The organism is Thermosipho melanesiensis BI429 (genome assembly GCF_000016905.1).
Lineage (GTDB): Bacteria > Thermotogota > Thermotogae > Thermotogales > Fervidobacteriaceae > Thermosipho > Thermosipho melanesiensis.
This window is the reverse complement of sequence record NC_009616.1, coordinates 1,633,850-1,654,090: the sequence shown is the minus strand read 5'-3', so window position 1 is coordinate 1,654,090 and position 20,241 is coordinate 1,633,850. Positions and strand designations below refer to the sequence as shown.

The window sequence follows — 20,241 nt, the reverse complement described above, 5'->3', positions numbered from 1 at the left end:
CCCCCTAAATTTCTAATTTTTCTTTCTACTGATATTACGAATTTTTTCGCAGATTTCTGACATATAAATTCTTATTGCCAATGTTAATTCTTTGTCATTTAATCCATTTTCAACGACTAGCTCTCTCAAACTCTCTTTAGTTCTTTGAACTATCTTGTATTTTGCATCTCTAGATTTTTCTTCAAATAATATTTCCTCAGAATACATTACTTTGTATAAATAATAACAAAGATTTTCAGCTTTTAATTTCTTTAATTCTTCAACAAATGTTTCAGCAACAATTTCCCATTCTGGTTTAAAATGGTGTTCTTCGGCTCGGATATATTCAATCTTTTCAACATTAGATCCATTCTCATCATTTAAAGAATCATTAACACGGGTTTTTCTCAAAATATCAATTATATAGTTTTTTACAATCATATATAAATACCCTTCTAAATTATCCCCTGTTTTATTAATCAAAATATTCTTTTTCTTTTTTAATCTAATAAAAACTTCATTGGTCAGTTCATTAATAGCAGACGAACTGTTTCCAAAAATTCCTATAAGTATATCTCTATATCCTGGATTTGTATTCATAACACTTGACACAATTCCCTTTACATTTTCAAACAACTCTCTGTTTACAACATTTTTTTCAAGGTATTCCTTTAATAATTCTCTTAACGTCTTTTTCACAATAAACATCACCTCTTTAAAAATTCATCTATACTTATTTTGCATAAACCACATAAATGGAAATACCTCTCCAATATTTGTTTTGGAATATAAAACAAAAATTCTCCCTTATATTCAAATAAAAAAGAATCTTTATTTAAAAAATTACAAACTTCATTTTCTTCAATTATGCAATACTTATCTACTAAAATATGTTTTTTAGTATAATTTTTTGCTGACAAAAATATAATTATATAACCATTTTTGCCATATTCTTCAACTATTAATGGTCTTCTTTCTCTTATTCTCTTTCTTGCTTTCCATAATGAGTCCATATTATTAAACTCGGGCGAAAATTCTTTTAAATTATATGCAAATCCAATTTTGGAATTTATAATTATCTTTTAATTCTATCTGTTCATCAAATAAGATTTTCATTAATTTATTTAATTACATATTTCACCCAATCTACTTTGCAAAAAAATTATAACATATTTTATATAATTTTAAAATGCTTTACTGAAACCTTCCATATATTTGTTTAATCATTAATTTAAAAAAATAGTTATTAAAGTTATAATGCATCTCGAAAAATTAGGCAGAAATTCCGAAATTTTTATATACTTAGATATTCTTATATACCTCTCGCAACTCTTATAAATTTCAACACACTAACCCCAATATGGATGTTTCTAGTTTAGCTTTTGTATGGTTTAAGAATAGTTTATTTATTTTCTTTTGGTTTTTAATAATACGTACTTCAACTTATTTTCAAACATCTCCTAAAATATGTTGAAACCTTTTTCTGACCAAATTATCTATTATTTCTCTCCAGAATGAATGATTGTTTTTTAATATCTCAATAACAATTGCTTGTTTTCAGATAATTTGTTAAACTCTTGTATCATTCTTTGATATTGTCCTTCTTGAAAAAAATTGCCAGAAGTTCTGAATGTAATCTTTGCACTTTCAAAATACTTATCTTTCACTTGAATACTACCTTAATACCGTTTTCGACAAATTTCAGCTATAAATCCTTTGAGTAAATCGCCATCTTTTCTTCAGAAGAAAACTCTTTCATCTTATATCATGAAAATTGAATCATATGAAAAATCAAAATTTTTAAAAGAATTTAGTTGGTAAAAAAGTTATAGATAAAATATCAATCGATTTATGGTAAAAAATAAAAATAAATTCGAATTAATTTTTAAAAATATCTTCAATTGTTCAAAAATAAAAATAATTAATTTTTCAAGAATTAAATAATATGCAAAAATAATAAAAAATTATATTTAAATTTACTATTTCGCAAATTAAACAATTTACAACATCGCAAATCGTTACGAAATTCACGGTAATTTTCATGTAACAACATGCCGGGAAAGAGCTTTAATAAATGGGTTGCAAAATGTCTTTTGTAACGTTTGTGTTAAGCAAGAAAAATAGTCCAAAAATTGAGTAGGTTTTCCGAAATGAAAATGCAAAAGAAACTTCATGAATAAGTGAATTTACGAATTAGCAACTTCCTAGAAATGCATTCGCAAAAAATAAGGTGTTATAATATTTATGAGAAAGGTGACGGGTTTAGAATCTACCTATGAGGAATGGAAACTTCCAGGGAGCCTCCCATATATCGGGGTCCCTGTTTGTTTCGTTTAGAATCTACCTATGAGGAATGGAAACATCATAACAAGGCCATCATAACCAGCTGCACCAATTTTCGTTTAGAATCTACCTATGAGGAATGGAAACAAAAAAGAAGAGGAGCAAAACTAACGCTCCTCTTCTTCGTTTAGAATCTACCTATGAGGAATGGAAACAAAAGAAGAGGACTAAAAGTCCTCTTCGAAAATAATCTCTAGTTTAGAATCTACCTATGAGGAATGGAAACTGGTAATAGCCACTTCCTTTTGTGCCTGGTTAATTAATTTGGTTTAGAATCTACCTATGAGGAATGGAAACTCTCTTGTTTTGTTAATTCTTCTTCGCATTCTTTGATGCGGTTTAGAATCTACCTATGAGGAATGGAAACATTCTTTCATCTCCTTTAATAATTCATCTAAAAAACATAAGTGTTTAGAATCTACCTATGAGGAATGGAAACCTATTTTCCTTTAAAAATCCTTTTTCTGATAAATATTTAGTTTAGAATCTACCTATGAGGAATGGAAACCTGTGTGTGGACACCCTTGCTACCATCCCTGACGTGGGTTTAGAATCTACCTATGAGGAATGGAAACCCGCAACCCCCCACCCACGATTTTTGTTTCTATTATTTTGTTTAGAATCTACCTATGAGGAATGGAAACACGCTATTCTCTCAGCGTATTTTTCTATTTTCTATATAAAACCGTTTTGAATATGCTAATGAGAGATGGAAACTATCCATGGGAGCCTTCTTATAATTTTTTCTCTCAATCTCTTGTTTAGTATCTCCCCATAAGAAATGGAATTTGCTTTGTGGTACATTCATATACGAAGTTTTTTAGTTTAGGTCTTCCTAATTATTAATTATTACTCAGTATATATTAATAAACATGTATTAAAAGGATATTTAAACGGGAGATTTTGTGACAAAAAAGTTTATTAGTATTTTTGGAATAAATAATTACTAAAGAAAATAAATATAAAAAACGATATTTTTGCAAACAATAGGGAAAAGACGATAAAGTTTTAATATTCTTAACTGAGGATACAAAAAAATTAAATTGAGACAACTAATCTATAACAAACTTAGAAATTTAAATTAGAAAACTTAATGAACGGTGGAATGTTAAATAAACAGAAGAAAGAAAAAATGTTCGCGTATTCCTATTATGCTTCGTACAATAAGAAAGAATTTGTATTATGAGTAAAAGTACTGGAGCAAATAAACATGATAGTAAAATCTTTGAAAAAACATTGGAAAAAAACAATAGAAAACCAAGAGCTGTAGCAATAGATGCTGGGTATAAAAAAGTATTCATATTAAAGTCATTGTTTGAAAAAGGGATATAATAATATCTTACACAAGGCCAATGGGTAAGAAAGGAACCATAAGAAAAAAATCTAAATACAACCAATAAAAATGAATACAGAGAATATAAAACAAATCCAATAATATGTGAAAAGTATCCAATATTAAATAAATGCATGCAATCATGAGATAAAACAAATTTATACATACCATGAGATAGAAAAAATAAATGGTAAAGGAGAAACGTTTACTTTTTCAATGACATTTGAATATTTAATGAAAATATGTATAAAAATACTTCAAAAAATTGAATGTTAAAAAAACCCCATCTTTGATCATACCAAGATGGGGTTTGTTTACAGTCTGAGATGGCTTTGGTACAATACCAAAGCCATGTTTTTATAAAAACAAGTAATTAACTATTTTGATTTATAATTTTAAATCTTCCATAGCCCATAGATGTTTTAGCACCGACTCCATATTCTTCTAAAAAAATCTTTATGTGATTTTTAATTTTATCAGCAATATTACCTTCATCTTTATCAATTAGTATATCCAATCTAAATCTTCCCTTACTTACATGCAAGAAACTCAGTGGCACAGGATTATAAACATCATTTGGTGGTTTGTTATCAATGTAATATTTTTGAAAATGTGGTGTTTGAAAATCAATTCCTAAACAAATTTCACCTAAAGGTATTGCATCAAGAAAAATTACTTTTCCCATTTTGTCTTCTGTTCCGAATATCTCTTCTAAGTAATCCTTCAAAACATCTAATAGACAACTCTTGAAACATCCTTTTATGCTTGTTCCAGGAATAACTGGTATTCCATAATTTCTCAACCAATAAAAGCCTATTTCATCGATGGAAGGTATTCCTGCACCTATTAAAAATGGAGTTTTAACTTCTAAGGTATAACTCAATATAATATATCTTTGTTTTAAAGAATTGATAAAATTTTCCCTTATTTTTCGTAAGGAGTTAATTATTTCTTGTAAAGAATCACTTCCCGATTTTGAAGATTCAAATAAGTTTTTAATAATAGAAATTAAAACGTCTTTATATCTTTCTCTTATTTCCTTCAAAGATTTTTTAAATGATTTAGATGTAATTTTGTTATTTAACACTACCAATTCCTTAAATACGAATTTATTGTAATATAAACTTGCGTTTTTAATAAATGAATTCTTATCTTTAAGTTTCTCTATATCATATTTATAATAATTCATAATAATCACCATCCTTGTTAATCTTCATCAGAAATAAAAATCTCTACATATCTTCGATACCAATTTACAAGCTCAAGAACTCTCTCCTGTATCTCAGAAAGATTTTCTGTTCTCTCAAGATATTCAAGTATATCATTATTACTAAATAATCCTTTTTCGTTCAAAAAATGTTTTATATCCTCAAAAACATAATGATAATGTTTTTTAGAAGTTTTATTTTCTCCTTTTGCTTTTAAAAAAACCAATGTGCCGTACAATCCATTTTGAATAATCATAGCCCCTAATCCTTTAATTAGTGACTTATAACTTTTCAATTCCAAGTCATTTCTCGAAGTTTTTTCTACAATAAGTTGTTTTGCAATTAGTTTTGTTTTATTTTCTCTTTCCATTATTTCACCTCACAATAATTTAATGTAAGTAAAACCTTTACCTACACTTGTTTTTCCACCGATATTTATATAATTTCCATCAATTTTTTTAGAGACAAAATTAAGTAATTCGCTATTGTCAGTAAAAGATTTAATAATAAAAAACATTACAGTATCCTGTGGTAAGTATTCTTCATACCACAATGCTCCCTTTGCAACTACTCTTGTACTTTTATCAATTCTAACCCTTGGAAGAATTTCAGTTGCATTTCTTACAAAAAAAGTAAAATCTTTCTCACTAAGAACTACTACATTTTTTGTTAACATATTTGATAAATAATCATCTGGAACTATCTCCTTTAAACTTTCAACTATTTCAATTAATTTATCAGACCTTTTTGGCTTTATAGAATATTCTTCTAAACTTACAACCTCTTCCTTTTCAAAAGTAGTGTATTTTTCATTATGATTTATATTTTTCAAAAAATCTTCTATTTTTTTAGATAAGTCATTATTCCCAACAATTTTAAATGCTGTTTTTAATCTACTTAAAACCATAGGACAAGTTATCCAAACTAATCCTTTATTTAAACTTCTAACTGGAAAAAATAAAATTTTTACTTCTGAAAATACTATGTCACCAGGTTTGGAATTCTCTTTATCTTTATTTGCCTCAGAACCAAAAATTTCTTCTTTGTTTTCAAAGTTTATTTCATGTCTTAAAGCTCCTTTTATTCCTGAAATTATAGGGAAACCTGTATGAATTTCCCTTTGAATTGGTTGATCAATAACACCTAAATCCATGCCTTTTCCCGCATGAATTTGAGTAACTGCGTATAAAAATCCCACTTTTCCATTCATTAAAGTCCCTCCTTATAATTTTATTTCTATGTATCTTCCAAAATTAAATTCCTGAAATTTATCTGTGAAATTTTCTTTATAACTATTCGGTAAATCACCATCAATAAAGTACACACTTCCCGCAGGAACTACTTTAAACATTTCTCCAGGTCTATTATTTTTTAGATCCCAAAATCCAATACTTTCCGGTTTATAATTTGCAATTGCAATTATATTTCCATCCTGCTTAGGTAAGAGCCCGTTTTCAAAATATGAAGGAGTTAATAGTAATATTCCCTTTTTATTATCATTTATCTTATCAAATACAGACGTTTCTACTTCACCAATTTCTAATCTTGCTAGTTTTCCTTTTAAACCAATTTTTATTAAATCAAGCTCATTTAATATATTTAATTCGTCATTTTCTACAAAAAAAGCAAAACCTGCATTTTCTTCAAATCTATAGTATGTTAAAGAATAAAGCATACCATCTATTGATTTCCTATTTTTTAATGCAACTCCAATTTTACTTTCATGTTTATATATTTCGCATATTTCATTATCTAAATCTAACCTTCCAATTTTCAATTTTTCTAATTCTTTTAAAGATATATATCTTCTTTTTGGTTCTTTTAAATCCCTCATATTTTCATACCTAATCCCTTGCAATTTTTTATTATTCACATAAAAACTAAAATTCCAATCAACAAAAGCCTTTAAAAACTTTCCAGTTTTTTCATTTTGCTTTACTATGGTTGGAATTTTAAAAAATATTTCTCCATATGCATTGGATAAAAACGGTCCAATAATACTTAATTTTTTATTTTCAATAATTTTTTCAATATCATCTACACTAAGTTTGTTCTTTCTAAGGTAAGCAGCAAATATTGCTCCGTAAAATGTTTTTGGGTTTGGAAATATAGATGCTTCAGTAGTAGAAAAAGTTTTCGATTTTCTAAAACCTATAACATCAATAGGTTTTATATATAAAACCTTAATCTTCATTTTCATTCTCCTTTCTTGCATACTCTAAATTCTCAAGCACCCTAAGATATTCTTCAAATTCTTCCTTATCTTTAATATCTAAAAATTTCTCATCACACAAATCATTAAAAAATATTTTTTCAGCAATAAAAGGAATAACTTTACCTTTAAATTCCTCAAGGGAAATTATATTATCAGGTACTCCAAAATTTTCAAATTCATGCATTATTCTGATTACTACCCTTTTCATTGATTTCTTGCTTTCATATTTTTTGATAAAATTCTGTGCTTCATTTATAACATCATAATCATTTACTTCCCAGAAAATTTTAGATTCTTTTATTTGACCACTTCTTCTAATTGTAGCAACTGCAAAGCTACTTTTCTCTCTACCATTTTTGACATTACTTTTTGCAAGTTTTTCCATATTTCTAGCCAAATTTAAAAGCATTTTTAAATTAAACTTACTATTTGCAATTGAGATTCCTACACTCATTGTTAGTTTTTTCCCCATCATGTTAAACAATGGTATTTTTTCATCATTAATATAGCACCATCCATCTTTAAAAATAAAATTGTCTATTTTAATATTACCAATTCCTGAATATACTTTTCTTATTTTATTTGCCGCTTCAAAAACTTTATTTGATGGGAATAAAGCTAAAACATCGTCTCCTCCTGCGTATATCAACAATCCATCGAATTCCTCCACAATTTTTGGCACAAAATTTGCAAAGTTATTCAACGTTCTACTTATTGTTCTTTGATATGATGGTGAAATCAATCTTAAGTTTTTTAAATTCTTTATCTCATTACTTTGGTTTTTTTCAAAATATTCTATAACCTTAGTATGTACTCTATTTTTCATGCTAGGTGCAAGCTTACCAGAGATCCATTTCCCCATATTATCTCCATCCATTATTAATGCAGCTATTTTGTACTTTCCCGCAATTTCCTCTGTAGATTTTATAGTTTTTAATTTTTCATATGCTTCTTTATATCCTATTTTTTCTAAATAATTTACAAAAAACCTTTTAATTGTAGATATGGCTGACAATTTTTCTTTTTTTTCTTCATTTCCATATTTTGTTAATATCTCTACCAAAGATTTATTTTCTCCACTTAAATCATCACCATGCTGGATACTATTTTCGTAAACCTGAATAAAATCTCTTGTCGCCTTCCTTAACGCACTTTTTATTCCAAGCAGCTCACTAAAAACACCATAAAATACCTGTTCAGGTATACCCAATGTTTCAATAGATTCAAATAGTTTTTTGATATTTTCATCTTTAGTATATTCAAAATGTTGTTCCACTATCTCCTTTAAATTTCCCATCTCCTGTTCAACCATAATTATAGTTGGAAATTGAGCAATTTGCTTATCCCAACTTTTTGAAAATCTATCTAACAAATTGATTTGTTGATTACCAATAATTCTATTTTTCAAAACATATGATTTTACAAAATCACTAATTTGTTGCATTTCGGTTTTTACTGCAATTTCTATCTTCTTTTTTAATTCCTGAAGTTCATCAGTTGGAACAATAGCGGTAAAAACATTAGGTAATGATGCAACAGAAGGAGCCAAGTAATTACTAACTTTTATACCAAACTTCTCAAATTCTTTTTTAACAAAATAACTTCCACGCATATATGGAAAAATAATATTATCGTATCCGTATCCTTCACCAATAACTTTAATTCCCTGAAAAACTAAATAAGATAACAGGTAACTGCCCATTTTCAAATCTATAGTACTTCTTGCAGCGGCTATAAATTCCTGAACTGGTCCAATTGATACAAGCAATAAAGACAAATTGTCAGTAATGCTCTGCGCAGAAAGATTATCTAAATAATCAATTATTGATGAGAAAGGAATCTTTGGATTCTCTGGAATTATAAATGGGATTGCTAAATATTTTGGAATATTCCACCACAATTCATAGAAAGTTTTTCTAAAATCATTTGAGAATTCAAAGTTTTTCATTTTACTAAAATTTATATTTTCCAAAAGATTTTTTAACGCTTGCTTTTCAAGCTTTAATCTCTCACCTGTAAGAGGATGAATGACTTCAGGTTCCTGCAAAAAATTTACATTTACCTTAGCTAAAATACTTGGTTCTCCATTAATATTTCCCTTTAAAATTGAATCAAAAACATCTCTAATTGATTTATATATTTCAATTTTTTTCTTCCAAACCACAGCTTATTCCTCCTCATTAAACTTTTTCTAAATTATCTCTTAAGTTTCTAATAAGTTTACCGTATTCGTGACTTCCCTTTATTTCGATCTTATTCCTGATTTTATTTCTTGCACCAAATACTAATTTTGGTTCTAAATCACTTGTTAATTTACTCTTCATAATCAAAAAATTCACAAAATAGTCGTTATTTTTATCTCTGTGAATTGAAATAAATAAGGGAGAAGCTTTTCTATTTTCTTTGCCTTTTGATTCTAATTTAAATTGCCCTTTTCCTCTAATATAATAATTTATAGGTAAACCTAAAATAGATTGGTAAAAAATGATATTTGTAGTTCTTTTATTTAAATTTAAAGCATTTATTGCTTTTTTAAATGAGTCATTACCTTCCATTCTTAAGTCATATTTTGTTTTGAGGTAAATTCCTTTTCTATTTCTATCTCTACTATTATGAAAAAGAATTTCAAAAACTTTTTCCAAACTTTTAGTTTTAAGTTCTTTGGTAAAAAATTCGTAATAACCATCCATTAATACTGGGTAATCTGAAACATTCTTATTGTCAAATTTTGTAGGTTCAAATTCAAATCCTCTTCTCTTGAATATTTCTTTGTTTATGTTATCTAGAATTTTCAATAATTCTTCAAGTTCATACTTTTTTTCTCCCAACACCTCAAAACTTCCCAATCCCTTTCTTGATTTTGCACCAATACCACCAACGGTGGAAATAAGCAGTAAAAGATTTTTTAACAAATCTTTCAATGAATCTTCCATTTGCTTGTTTTTTATGTAAAAAATTAGCTTAAATTCAGAATTTTCTCTTGAAAATTTCCTGCCTTCCAAACCATATAAGTAATATGTATTTTTATTATTTTTTTCTAAAAGCTTATCAACTGTTTCAATCACTAAATCAAAAGATGATTTTCTCTCCGTAGAGCCGAAAATTAATTCTTCTGCTTTTTTTAATCCTATAAATTTTTTATCACATTCATTGTATTTATGAATGTTGATAATTCTTGGAATAATAGCTCTAAACCAAAATCTTAAGATACCTCTTATTGTTTGAGAAGTTAGTTTAAAATCTTTTCTATTATTGCTTGCAAATGAAGGAGTTGTAAAATTTATAGTTAATTTCAATTTTTCCACTTTATCACTCCTTAATTATTTATTTCTTATGTTTTTCATCTACCATCAAAATTTTCATCTAAAAACTCTTCTAATCTTAATCTTATTATTTCTAACTCTTCTTCATTTCTTGCTGTTGTTTCAGCTTCAAAATGTATTAAACCTTTTTTTGTATGTAATATAATTATCAATTTGTTTCCAACTATCTTAACTTTTGAACTACTTGTACGTTCACTTTGAGATGCTCTTGTAACCCTTAAACTTGTAATATATTTAAATCTTTCAAATAAATCTTTCAAACTATAATTATTAATAATCTGAATAGAATGTCCTTCTTTACCACTACTAATAAACTTAATTTCACCTTTTCTTTTTTCCAATTGTATTTCTTTGTTTAAAAAATAAAATTTACTTCTAATAGATTCTAAATATATTTGTCCCATTGGACTTATAGATAAATATTTTTTGCCATCAATTTTTTCAATATCAAAAAAAATCTTTGCTTCCACTGGTAAAATCTTATATTGAATTTCCACTTCACCAAACTCAACAAATTTTCCTAAACTATTATCTATTTGTTCAAATAAATTTCTTGCTAAAAAGTAGTAATTTTTATCCAAATCTAATGGTAAAGGTTCTAGTTCTATAACTTCAGGAAATCTTTCAAATCTATAGTAGACAGGCACCTTTAAAGTTTGACCAAGGGCTAAAGCAAAAGCTATTTGTGCTTTATATCCACCTGTAGCATTTATAATAACTTCTCCATAATGTTTTCTTACAAATTCCGCAATCTTCTTTATTAAATTCCTCAATCCATGTATTTTAAAATCATAAGGTCTAGCATCATTAAGTTTTTCTATTACACAAACAGTAACTTTTTCAAAATTAAAATTTTTAATATTTTCAAAATAACCCTTTAAAATCTCTCCAATTTTCTTTCCTTCGTCAGTATCCGAAACTAAAAAATACAAATTTTTCCTTTCTGTTAAGTAACCTTTCTTTATAATACTTACTATTGAATTTATTTCTGCGCCAAATTCTCTTAGATTTTCTGGATTTCCTTCAATTTCTAAAAGACTTTTTGTTATTTTATCTATTTCTCCATTTTCAAAAGCTTCTTTCAACCCAATTTTCTGCAAATTATTAATTAAACTTGCTCCAACTGTATTAATTAATGTTTTCACATCAACTCCCCCTATTTAAATATTTTTATTTAAACAACAAAAATCAATACCCCAAATCATCAAGTATTTCTCATACTCTAGCTCCGCTTATGCCGTCTAAATCTACACCTAAAGTATCTTCTGCTAACTCTCTCCAAAAGTCCCAATGATCATCGTAATTAAGATTTGTTGTAAAAAGTCCAGCCACACTCGTCACAATACTCTTCATTATCCTTACATTCTGTTCCACATCTTGGACATGCTTTCCATACATATACCATAATTTCCCCTCCTCATTTATTATCGTTTTTAAATTATCTTCTAAGCACTATTTTCAAAGAATAAATCTTTAATATGTGTGCTTTGTGTGCATACTTCTAAGTTATAATTATTTTTATTTGCAATAAAATCTACTGGCACATATCCTAAAACTAATGTTTTGGTGTTATCACTCCATCCGTAACTCATGATTATATATAATTTTAAATATCTCATAAAGTCTTTTTTCACATTGTTTTACTCACCTTTTAATTTACCAAATTTATATTCATATTCTTTTGAAAAACAATCATCAAACCAAAACAAATATATAAGATCTTGTATAGCTTCCAATATAAATTCCACTTCATGTTCATGGGTAACTGTTTTGTTTTTAACAAGATTTAAAACCGTTTCTTGTATTTTGATTTTTTATTATTTGAATGGTTTCATCTGTAAAATTAATTATTTTTGTAAACAATTCGTTTTGCTCTGACAATCTCAAATTTCCATCCTCCTTCTGAATCTTTTTTTGCCAAAAAGAAACAAATTTTCTATTTAATTAAAAGTTCGACTAAATTTCAACATATTTTATACAATTTAGATAAAATTACTTGAAACATTCCATTTTTCAATTCCATCTACTTCTTTTCTTATAACTGTTTTGGAATTGAAAAAATATATTAGTATGCTATCTTCTTTGCTATTTATTTTTTTATTTAGTTCATAAATCATTCTCTTGATGTTTGCCTGTGTTACATTCCCTTCAAAAGTAGAGTTTTGTTGCCAAATAATATATTTTTTCAATACCTTATGAACCTTATTTATTCTTTTTTCGTTTACATCATAGACAACTAATATGTATTTAATACTTCTCACTCCTTTAATACAAATCCTTTATATTCCTCTTCTCCTTTTAGATGCCTGATTAATTTATAACATTCATGTAAAATAACTGTTTTTAAAGTTACTCTTTGATCTTTATACAAAAAAATCTTCTTTTCCAATCTATTTTCCAATTCTTGAACAAATTTCTTTTTGCCTTCTTTTGAAAGATATACTCCATCTTTTACATTTTCAAAATCTTTCTTTTTTATCATGCCATTATTTATCAATTTTAAAACTACTTTGTCAACCACTATTGGTTTAAAAATTTCCGAAATATCCAACTGCAAGGAAAAGTTCCTTTTATTTGGTTCATGTAAAAAACTTATTCGAGGTTCTAATGAAGTTTTGTATATTTCTGCCAGTACAATATTGTACAAAACAACATTTCCAAAACTTATTAGTGCATTAATTTTATCCTTAGGTGGTTGTTTAGTTCTTTCCACAAATTCAAAGTCCTTTTTTCCTACTATTTTTCCAATAGCAGAATAATATACCTTTCTAATATTTCCTTCTATTGCCATCAACGCAGGAATATTACGCTGCTTTTTAAAAGATGCTTTCAATTTTGTTATATATTCTATCTCCGTATGTGTTATTTCTTTAAAACTACTCAATAAATTAACCATATTATCAACCGCAGCATTTAGAATTTCACTAGCAATTTTTAAACGCTTATTAATATCCTCGTAGTGTTTATATTGTAAAACTAACATCTCACCTGTTTTATTAACCTGTTTTGGATAAAATGTACCAATAAAATTTTCATAATATCCGTAAAAAAACGCAGGAATACCTTCTTTAGATAAAAGGTCAAGAAATCTTTTATTCATACTAACTTCTGAAAATATCATCAAAGATGAAACACTTTTCAACGGAACAAAAAGTGGCTTCATATTATTATCTTTGGGTTTTAAATATAAAGCATTATTTTTCCTTCTTAATTCACCATCAGTAAAAATATATAAAGTTTCCAATTAAAACACCCCCTAAATTAGATTTGAAATATTCTCCGATTTTCCCAATATTTTTCTATAGGGTTTAAACTCAGGCTCCATTATATACCAATATATAGAATCTTCCTCTTGATTAATTAATTCCAATAATTGATCTCTTAATTTTTTTAAATTCTTTTCCGTTATTTTGCCCTCAAATACAGATTTCTGCACCCATTTTAAGTATTTCCTTGCCGTTTTTAAAACTTTTTGTACTCTTTTTTTATTAACATCATATACCATTATTACGTACATTCCGTTCACCCCTTGTTTTTAAAAAGGTATCCCCAGCTAACGCCGGGAATACTAAATCCAAAAAAACATAAAGACAAAGTACATCAATGTATCACAATTTTCAGCCAAAAACCTGTAACATATAAAACCGAAAAATTAAACAAGCAAAGTTTCTTTTTCAAAAATCCTTATCACAAATTTGTATGCAACCTTTATCCTTTTCATTATATTTAACGAATCATATTTAAATAATCTGACATAATCCAAAAAAAGATTACAAAAAAACTGGTGAGATTTTTTCTCACCAGTTTTTCATAAAAAACAAAAAATAAAAATTTTATTCCTTAGCTTTTGTATCATATCAATACAATCTGAATTATTTAGAATTTATATTATTACCACAAGTTTCCATTCCTCATAGGTAGATTCTAAACCGCATCAAAGAATGCGAAGAAGAATTAACAAAACAAGAGAGTTTCCATTCCTCATAGGTAGATTCTAAACACTTGACAATGGCGAATCATATCTGAAATCACAATCGGTTTCCATTCCTCATAGGTAGATTCTAAACTATGAATAAACAAGAAATGATAGAACTGGTGATTTTTCGTTTCCATTCCTCATAGGTAGATTCTAAACACTTGCATGATATTGAATATATAGGAGTTCTCAATTCTAATGGTTTCCATTCCTCATAGGTAGATTCTAAACAAAATACATATAGGGTAGAGGATATAGTTGCATATTTTTACAAGTTTCCATTCCTCATAGGTAGATTCTAAACTATTTTATTCTTCCGTCAGGACATTCATTAACGTTGCCCAGTAGTTTCCATTCCTCATAGGTAGATTCTAAACGGTAACTTTTGAGTTGCCGCGTACCACCCTTGTGGAAAACCTTGGTTTCCATTCCTCATAGGTAGATTCTAAACGGGGAAAGCATGGAGGTTGAAACAAAAATTTTGGGGGGAGGTGGTTTCCATTCCTCATAGGTAGATTCTAAACGAAGAAGAGGAGCGTTAGTTTTGCTCCTCTTCTTTTTTGTTTCCATTCCTCATAGGTAGATTCTAAACGAAAATTGGTGCAGCTGGTTATGATGGCCTTGTTATGATGTTTCCATTCCTCATAGGTAGATTCTAAACGAAACAAACAGGGACCCCGATATATGGGAGGCTCCCTGGAAGTTTCCATTCCTCATAGGTAGATTCTAAACTCTTTTCTCATCCTTGGGGGTGATCGCCCCCAGGGAGTTTCCATTCCTCATAGGTAGATTCTAAACGGAGGTAAAGGAAAAATACGGAATTGGAGTTATAAATTTAGTTTCCATTCCTCATAGGTAGATTCTAAACATGAAGTTATTCGTCGTGCTGATTTAAGTAAATTATTTAAGTTTCCATTCCTCATAGGTAGATTCTAAACTAAACAAATTTTTGAAAGAAGGGGGTGTGGCGGTAACTGTAGGTTTCCATTCCTCATAGGTAGATTCTAAACCCGTCACCTTTCTCATAAATATTATAACACCTTATTTTTTGCGAATGCATTTCTAGGAAGTTGCTAATTCGTAAATTCACTTATTCATGAAGTTTCTTTTGCATTTTCATTTCGGAAAACCTACTCAATTTTTGGACTATTTTTCTTGCTTAACACAAACGTTACAAAAGACATTTTGCAACCCATTTATTAAAGCTCTTTCCCGGCATGTTGTTACATGAAAATTACCGTGAATTTCGTAACGATTTGCGATGTTGTAAATTGTTTAATTTGCGAAATAGTAAATTTAAATATAATTTTTTATTAAATTTATTCATATCAAATTATCCAAATATTTTATATTTTTATATTTTACACTTTTTTCAAAAATCTTTTTAATCTTTATATAATTATATAATTTACTTATTTGATAATTTTAATCTATTTATTTCCTCGCTTAATATTTTTCAGGGACTTTACTTATTTTTTTATATGTTTCACTCAAAACTAAATCATGAAAAATATTTACATATAATCCCGTTTTTTTTGTATTTTGAAGAAGGAACATAGAATGTTTTTTATGTTTTTGAAAATTTTTCATACACTGAATAATCATAAAACCTAACAAATTTTCTAATAAAGTGAAATTGATATCTCTACACTTTTTGAAACATATCCTATAAAATCTATCTTTATCAATTAAATTATTCATCTCATCAATATTTTTATGAAAAAATATCGATCTTTTTACAAACTTTTTCAAGAACCTATTCCAAACTACCATCCCTTGACAAATACAATATATTTGATACAATTTTCACGAGTTGCTTTCAAAGGAGGTTTTTAAAGTGAGAAAGATAAAAACATATTCCAAGACAATTTAATATCAAATAACAACGACAACTCAACAATTAGTAGTTTGTCTTTAAGCAAACTATAATTTTTTGTTATAACATAAAAAAGCTCCGAGTTGTCGGAGCTTTTTTTATTTTATTCACAAGGAGGGATTACTGTGAAAAATTTTTACAAATATTTTTTCATTTACCATCGTCTTCTTCCAAAAAGCTTTAGAACAAAAAAGTTTTTTATCGATTTAACTTACACATTGGCAACTATTTTATCATTTGTAATTCCATTTCTTCTTGGAAAACTTATTGACAGTTTTGGAAACAGCGGTAAAACCTTACAGATATTTCTTATTTTCGTGTTAATTTATTTATCCAACTTTGTGTTACAACAAATTGAGGGATATTTTAGAATCATATTTTCAATTTCTAGCGCACCAAAATTTTTAATTGAAAGATCAATAGAAAATATCTTAAAAAAAGGAGATATAAATATTATTCCAGAAAAAGAAATGGATAAAATATTTAGTTTTAAACATATTTTTGAATTTTTCTACAACAGATTTTCCATATTTGTCTTTTTACTACCCTTTCTAATGGCATTTTCTATACTAATATTACTATTTTTCAACTGGAAAATAGGTATAATTGCCACTTTTGGAATACTTATTACTTGGATTTCAGCAAACAAAAAAGTAAAAATTGAAGAAAAAGTATCAAAACAAATGAATGAATCAGAATACAAAACAGCCGAAACATTATCAGACGTATATTCTGGATATGAAGAATTAAAAAGCTATGAAACCGTACCATTTACATTTAACTGGATTAAAGATACGTACAACTATTTAGTTAAAAGTTATGATTCATTTGGAAAAGTAGAGCTAAGATTTGGCGTAACATATGAATTATTAGCCATCCTAACAACACCCTTACTAATAGTTTTTCTCAGTTTAGAAGTATATTTTGGAAAAATAACACCGGGAATTGCTCTTATGTTATTTTCTTTTGCAGAAAAACTTTCAAGTTTTTCTCAGGTATATATACATGACACCGATTATATCTCATGGGTAATATCCAGGGCAAAAGTTGCATACAACGATTATTTAAGGGAGGGAAAATAATGTTTAGAAAGTTAGAGTTTTCAAACGTAACTTTTCAATACAAAAATAAAAAGATATTAGATAACTTTAATTTAACAATAAAACGGGACGAAAAATTGGCAATAGTAGGTTCAAGTGGGGAAGGAAAAACTACACTTATTAGATTACTATTAAGATACATTTCTCCACATTCTGGAGAAATATTTGTAAATAAAAAAAGCATAAATGAGATTGAAGATTGGTATAAAATGATAGGAGTCTTAAGCCAAAGAGCACACATTTTTAACAGAAGTATCAAAGACAATCTATTAGTTGCAAATCCAAATGCAAAAGAAAAAGATATGTATAAAGCGCTTGAAATGGCTGGGTTAAAAAAATTTATGGAAACAAAAACTTTGGATTTTGTTTTAGGTGATGAAGGAAAATACATATCAGGAGGTGAAAAAGCAAGAATTGCACTTGCCCGCTTGTTATTAAGAAATCCTGAAATAGTAATTCTTGATGAACCATTAGAAGGTGTAGACAAACTTGTTGAAAGAGAAGTAGTTGAAAATATAAAAGAATTCGTTAAAGACAAAACTTTGATATTAATATCTCATAGATTTTCAATCCTATCGATAACAGATGAATTTGCAGTATTAGAAAATGGAAAAATAGTTGAAAAAGGAAAATACGATGAACATTCTGAAAACAGCTTACTAAAAAGATTTTTCAAAGCAGAAGAAGAACTAACAAAAAAATTCAGAAAGGACTGATTCTATGAAAAATTTTTTAAAATGGATATTTAAAGTTCCAAGAAAAGTAATTATTATGCTTGTCTCTATGAACATATTCGGAATAATCTCTAGTTTCCTCATCTCATACTCAGCCATATTAAGTAGAGACATAATAAACTATGCGATATCAAAAGATAAAGATTTTGCAATAACTGGACTTTTGTATGTAATAGCAATAATATCAAGTCACGTGCTACTTGTCATTGGAAAAAGTTTTGTTTCATTTGTAAAAGGCCGTTATTTAAAATATTTGGGAGAATACTCATTTCAAAAGATAATGAAAAAGGACTTTACCAATTTTTCAAAAAAATCTCCTGCATTTTATTCTGAAATAACCTTAAGAACTACCGAAAATATGTTAAACATAATCTCCGATTATGAAAATACTGGAGGATTAGTTTTTGCATTTAAAATAACATTCTACATGTTTACAATGTATACACTTGATAAATTCTCTGGATTTTTAATGATTATTTTTGCCATTTTGATCTTAACATTTTTAGCAATAGCAAACAAGTTTTTCTATAAAAACTACAAATTGGTGCAAGACGAATTTTTAAACATGAAATCATACGTATCAGACATGTTTTCTGGGATAGAAGAAATAATATTATTTGAATCTCAAGAATTTGAAATAAAAAATTTCAAAAACAATTTTAAAAAGACTTGGGATAAACTAACCCATACATACAAAACAGATTACTTTTTAACATTTTTTACAAGAGACATAATATCCACTACTTTTTATCTGTTAATAATTTACAGAGGAATACAACTATCCAACGTTGGAACATTTTTTGCATTAACAAATCTATTTGCACTAATAAAATACCATTTATTAACATCAGTAGGATTATGGGACAACTTCAGAGAAGCAATAATATCTGCAAAACAGTTAAGTGAAATAGTAGAATAATCCCCATCCATGGATGGGGATTATTTAAATAACTTTATCTTAGTTTTTTTGTAAATTACACCTCATAAAAATTAGTTTTTTGAGCAAATCAGTAAACTGACCAAGTTATTTTTTGTACAATTATTTTATTTACCTTGTAAGCTGAATTAAAAAAACATAATGTCCATAGTATTTCAAAAGTAGTTATTGGAACAATAAAAGCCTACGAAAAAAACAAACCACTATACATAGCCGGATTTTCCAATAAGATAACGTATCCTATTGTACGAAGAATCATCCTTGATATTACAATATCAAAATTGTTAGAAAAAATTTCTAAGATTTACGTAAGTTTTTTAAATTATCAATAACTGGAGCAATCCCAACAAATACAAAACCTATAACTTTTATCAAACTAAAAGTTTCCTTAAAAATTAAGTAAGATAAAACACTTGCAAAAACAATTTCAAGTGGCATAATAACTGCTAGTGAATGTGATTCAACCTTTTTAAGAGAAAAATAATTAAGTGACAAAGGCAAAAACGTAGAAAAAACTGAAAGTAAAATTCCATATGGAAAATAACTTAACTTCAAAGAATGAACTTGACCAAATAAAAGTATCACCAAAAAATAAAACACAAAAGTTCCCAAAAAAGTATAAAACACGTTTTCAACTACACTGGTACTTAAACTCTTTATTTTCTCACCAGAAATAGATATAAATAAAGCGTTTAAAAAAGCAGCACCTAACACTAAAAAGGTACCGTAAATTATATTATCTGAACCAAAAATACTTTCCGCAATATTTGCTAAAATAACACCTAAAAATGAAAATATGATAGATAAAGCACTAAAAAAACTCTTTTGAGTTTTAAAAAATATCCATTGAATAATCAAAACAAAAATTGGATTTGTAAAAAACAAAACTGTAGCATAGGCAGGATTTAAAAACGTTAAACCATAAAAAAACAAAAAGGCAGCTATCCCGTAATTTAAAATACCCAAACTGCCAAAAAACAAAAAAAGCTTAGCACTAAACTTTTTCCTTAACAAAAAAAATAAAATAAAAGCAAATAAAAAAGAAAAAAGAAATCTAATAAAAAGTATTTGTAATGGTGTTGCCCCAATTGTAAATGAAAGTTTACCAAATATTGAGGTAACAGAAGAAGAAAAAGCTGAAACTATTGCAGAAAAAATGTGCATTCAATCCCTCCTCTCTAAAAAATTATTATAGCATAAAAAAAAGGCCATTCGGC

At 27.4% G+C, this 20,241-nt stretch carries 21 protein-coding genes and 2 CRISPR repeat arrays; of the genes, 4 read left to right on the top strand and 17 right to left on the bottom strand.

Annotated features, from left to right (window positions below; translation table 11 throughout):
* Positions 1–12: 12 nt before the first annotated feature.
* The 3 genes from TMEL_RS08550 to TMEL_RS10345 form a co-directional block, all read right to left on the bottom strand.
* Positions 13–678 carry an ECF subfamily RNA polymerase sigma-24 factor gene (locus TMEL_RS08550; protein WP_012057868.1) on the bottom strand — a complete coding sequence of 222 codons (666 nt, stop codon included), beginning with the start codon at positions 676–678 and terminating at the stop codon, positions 13–15.
* A gap of 8 nt (positions 679–686) precedes the next feature.
* Entirely contained in the window at positions 687–992 is a 306-nt protein-coding gene (locus TMEL_RS08545) for a hypothetical protein (protein WP_012057867.1), read from the bottom strand.
* A 516-nt stretch (positions 993–1,508) separates the two neighbouring features.
* Positions 1,509–1,646 carry a hypothetical protein gene (locus tag TMEL_RS10345; protein WP_012057866.1) on the bottom strand — a complete coding sequence of 46 codons (138 nt, stop codon included), beginning with the start codon at positions 1,644–1,646 and terminating at the stop codon, positions 1,509–1,511.
* Positions 1,647–2,239: 593 nt separating this feature from the next.
* A CRISPR array of direct repeats spans positions 2,240–2,966; the repeat unit is 30 nt; unit sequence GTTTAGAATCTACCTATGAGGAATGGAAAC.
* Positions 2,967–3,504: 538 nt separating this feature from the next.
* On the opposite strand from TMEL_RS10345, the gene TMEL_RS10215 reads away from it, so the two are divergent.
* Positions 3,505–3,654 (top strand): transposase, encoded by a 150-nt coding sequence (locus TMEL_RS10215; protein ID WP_143611042.1) that lies wholly within the window; start codon positions 3,505–3,507, stop codon positions 3,652–3,654.
* A gap of 374 nt (positions 3,655–4,028) precedes the next feature.
* Here TMEL_RS10215 and cmr6 read toward each other — a convergent pair whose 3' ends face one another.
* From cmr6 to TMEL_RS08480, 13 genes are all read right to left on the bottom strand, one after another.
* Positions 4,029–4,844 carry a type III-B CRISPR module RAMP protein Cmr6 gene (gene cmr6, locus TMEL_RS08540; RefSeq protein ID WP_012057865.1) on the bottom strand — a complete coding sequence of 272 codons (816 nt, stop codon included), beginning with the start codon at positions 4,842–4,844 and terminating at the stop codon, positions 4,029–4,031.
* A gap of 17 nt (positions 4,845–4,861) precedes the next feature.
* The gene (gene cmr5, locus TMEL_RS08535; protein ID WP_012057864.1) at positions 4,862–5,233 is read right to left on the bottom strand and encodes a type III-B CRISPR module-associated protein Cmr5; all 372 of its coding nucleotides are present in this window, start codon (positions 5,231–5,233) and stop codon (positions 4,862–4,864) included.
* A gap of 9 nt (positions 5,234–5,242) precedes the next feature.
* Entirely contained in the window at positions 5,243–6,073 is an 831-nt protein-coding gene (gene cmr4, locus TMEL_RS08530) for a type III-B CRISPR module RAMP protein Cmr4 (RefSeq protein ID WP_012057863.1), read from the bottom strand.
* Positions 6,074–6,085: 12 nt separating this feature from the next.
* The gene (gene cmr3 / locus TMEL_RS08525; RefSeq protein ID WP_012057862.1) at positions 6,086–7,057 is read right to left on the bottom strand and encodes a type III-B CRISPR module-associated protein Cmr3; all 972 of its coding nucleotides are present in this window, start codon (positions 7,055–7,057) and stop codon (positions 6,086–6,088) included.
* A complete protein-coding gene (gene cas10, locus TMEL_RS08520) occupies positions 7,047–9,242 on the bottom strand; it encodes a type III-B CRISPR-associated protein Cas10/Cmr2 (protein ID WP_012057861.1) in 2,196 nt (731 codons plus the stop codon). The genes cmr3 and cas10 overlap by 11 nt, the downstream gene beginning before the upstream one ends.
* Before the next feature lie 16 nt (positions 9,243–9,258).
* The gene (gene cmr1, locus TMEL_RS08515; RefSeq protein WP_012057860.1) at positions 9,259–10,383 is read right to left on the bottom strand and encodes a type III-B CRISPR module RAMP protein Cmr1; all 1,125 of its coding nucleotides are present in this window, start codon (positions 10,381–10,383) and stop codon (positions 9,259–9,261) included.
* Between the two features lie 35 nt (positions 10,384–10,418).
* Positions 10,419–11,546 (bottom strand): putative CRISPR-associated protein, encoded by a 1,128-nt coding sequence (locus TMEL_RS08510; RefSeq protein ID WP_012057859.1) that lies wholly within the window; start codon positions 11,544–11,546, stop codon positions 10,419–10,421.
* 70 nt (positions 11,547–11,616) lie between these two features.
* Positions 11,617–11,799, bottom strand: coding sequence for a hypothetical protein (locus TMEL_RS08505; protein WP_012057858.1), 183 nt, complete (start codon positions 11,797–11,799; stop codon positions 11,617–11,619).
* A gap of 47 nt (positions 11,800–11,846) precedes the next feature.
* Entirely contained in the window at positions 11,847–11,993 is a 147-nt protein-coding gene (locus TMEL_RS10340; protein ID WP_155760994.1) for a hypothetical protein, read from the bottom strand.
* A 390-nt stretch (positions 11,994–12,383) separates the two neighbouring features.
* On the bottom strand, positions 12,384–12,662 hold the full coding sequence (cas2, locus tag TMEL_RS08495; RefSeq protein WP_012057855.1) for a CRISPR-associated endonuclease Cas2: 279 nt from the start codon (positions 12,660–12,662) through the stop codon (positions 12,384–12,386).
* Complete coding sequence (cas1b, locus tag TMEL_RS08490; protein ID WP_012057854.1) at positions 12,659–13,645, bottom strand: type I-B CRISPR-associated endonuclease Cas1b; 987 nt, start codon at positions 13,643–13,645, stop codon at positions 12,659–12,661. The genes cas2 (TMEL_RS08495) and cas1b overlap by 4 nt, the downstream gene beginning before the upstream one ends.
* Before the next feature lie 12 nt (positions 13,646–13,657).
* A complete protein-coding gene (cas2, locus tag TMEL_RS08485; protein WP_012057853.1) occupies positions 13,658–13,918 on the bottom strand; it encodes a CRISPR-associated endonuclease Cas2 in 261 nt (86 codons plus the stop codon).
* A 383-nt stretch (positions 13,919–14,301) separates the two neighbouring features.
* Positions 14,302–15,387: a CRISPR direct-repeat array (repeat unit 30 nt; unit sequence GTTTCCATTCCTCATAGGTAGATTCTAAAC).
* 436 nt (positions 15,388–15,823) lie between these two features.
* Entirely contained in the window at positions 15,824–16,129 is a 306-nt protein-coding gene (locus tag TMEL_RS08480) for a hypothetical protein (RefSeq protein ID WP_041426111.1), read from the bottom strand.
* 249 nt (positions 16,130–16,378) lie between these two features.
* Here TMEL_RS08480 and TMEL_RS08475 point away from each other — a divergent pair, with 249 nt between their 5' ends.
* The 3 genes from TMEL_RS08475 to TMEL_RS08465 are packed head-to-tail and all read left to right on the top strand — an operon-like array spanning position 16,379 to position 19,006.
* Positions 16,379–17,335 carry an ABC transporter ATP-binding protein gene (locus tag TMEL_RS08475; protein ID WP_012057852.1) on the top strand — a complete coding sequence of 319 codons (957 nt, stop codon included), beginning with the start codon at positions 16,379–16,381 and terminating at the stop codon, positions 17,333–17,335.
* The gene (locus tag TMEL_RS08470) at positions 17,335–18,069 is read left to right on the top strand and encodes an ATP-binding cassette domain-containing protein (RefSeq protein ID WP_012057851.1); all 735 of its coding nucleotides are present in this window, start codon (positions 17,335–17,337) and stop codon (positions 18,067–18,069) included. The genes TMEL_RS08475 and TMEL_RS08470 overlap by 1 nt, the downstream gene beginning before the upstream one ends.
* 4 nt (positions 18,070–18,073) lie before the next feature.
* Positions 18,074–19,006: an ABC transporter transmembrane domain-containing protein gene (locus TMEL_RS08465; RefSeq protein WP_012057850.1), complete on the top strand. Its 933-nt coding sequence runs from the start codon at positions 18,074–18,076 to the stop codon at positions 19,004–19,006.
* A 315-nt stretch (positions 19,007–19,321) separates the two neighbouring features.
* On the opposite strand, the gene TMEL_RS08460 is transcribed toward TMEL_RS08465, so the two are convergent.
* Complete coding sequence (locus tag TMEL_RS08460) at positions 19,322–20,188, bottom strand: DMT family transporter (RefSeq protein ID WP_012057849.1); 867 nt, start codon at positions 20,186–20,188, stop codon at positions 19,322–19,324.
* Positions 20,189–20,241 lie beyond the last annotated feature (53 nt).

What these genes read in the sequence shown, in the direction of transcription:
- TMEL_RS08470 (WP_012057851.1), top strand. Translation starts at nt 17,335, where the DNA reads ATGTTTAGAAAGTTAGAGTTTTCAAACGTAACTTTTCAATACAAAAAT.
- TMEL_RS08505 (WP_012057858.1), bottom strand. Translation starts at nt 11,799, where the DNA reads ATGTATGGAAAGCATGTCCAAGATGTGGAACAGAATGTAAGGATAATG.
- cmr5 (WP_012057864.1), bottom strand. Translation starts at nt 5,233, where the DNA reads ATGGAAAGAGAAAATAAAACAAAACTAATTGCAAAACAACTTATTGTA.
- TMEL_RS08545 (WP_012057867.1), bottom strand. Translation starts at nt 992, where the DNA reads ATGGACTCATTATGGAAAGCAAGAAAGAGAATAAGAGAAAGAAGACCA.
- cas2 (WP_012057853.1), bottom strand. Translation starts at nt 13,918, where the DNA reads ATGTACGTAATAATGGTATATGATGTTAATAAAAAAAGAGTACAAAAA.
- TMEL_RS10215 (WP_143611042.1), top strand. Translation starts at nt 3,505, where the DNA reads ATGAGTAAAAGTACTGGAGCAAATAAACATGATAGTAAAATCTTTGAA.
- cmr6 (WP_012057865.1), bottom strand. Translation starts at nt 4,844, where the DNA reads ATGAATTATTATAAATATGATATAGAGAAACTTAAAGATAAGAATTCA.
- TMEL_RS08465 (WP_012057850.1), top strand. Translation starts at nt 18,074, where the DNA reads ATGAAAAATTTTTTAAAATGGATATTTAAAGTTCCAAGAAAAGTAATT.
- TMEL_RS08460 (WP_012057849.1), bottom strand. Translation starts at nt 20,188, where the DNA reads ATGCACATTTTTTCTGCAATAGTTTCAGCTTTTTCTTCTTCTGTTACC.
- cmr4 (WP_012057863.1), bottom strand. Translation starts at nt 6,073, where the DNA reads ATGAATGGAAAAGTGGGATTTTTATACGCAGTTACTCAAATTCATGCG.
- TMEL_RS10340 (WP_155760994.1), bottom strand. Translation starts at nt 11,993, where the DNA reads ATGAGTTACGGATGGAGTGATAACACCAAAACATTAGTTTTAGGATAT.
- cmr3 (WP_012057862.1), bottom strand. Translation starts at nt 7,057, where the DNA reads ATGAAGATTAAGGTTTTATATATAAAACCTATTGATGTTATAGGTTTT.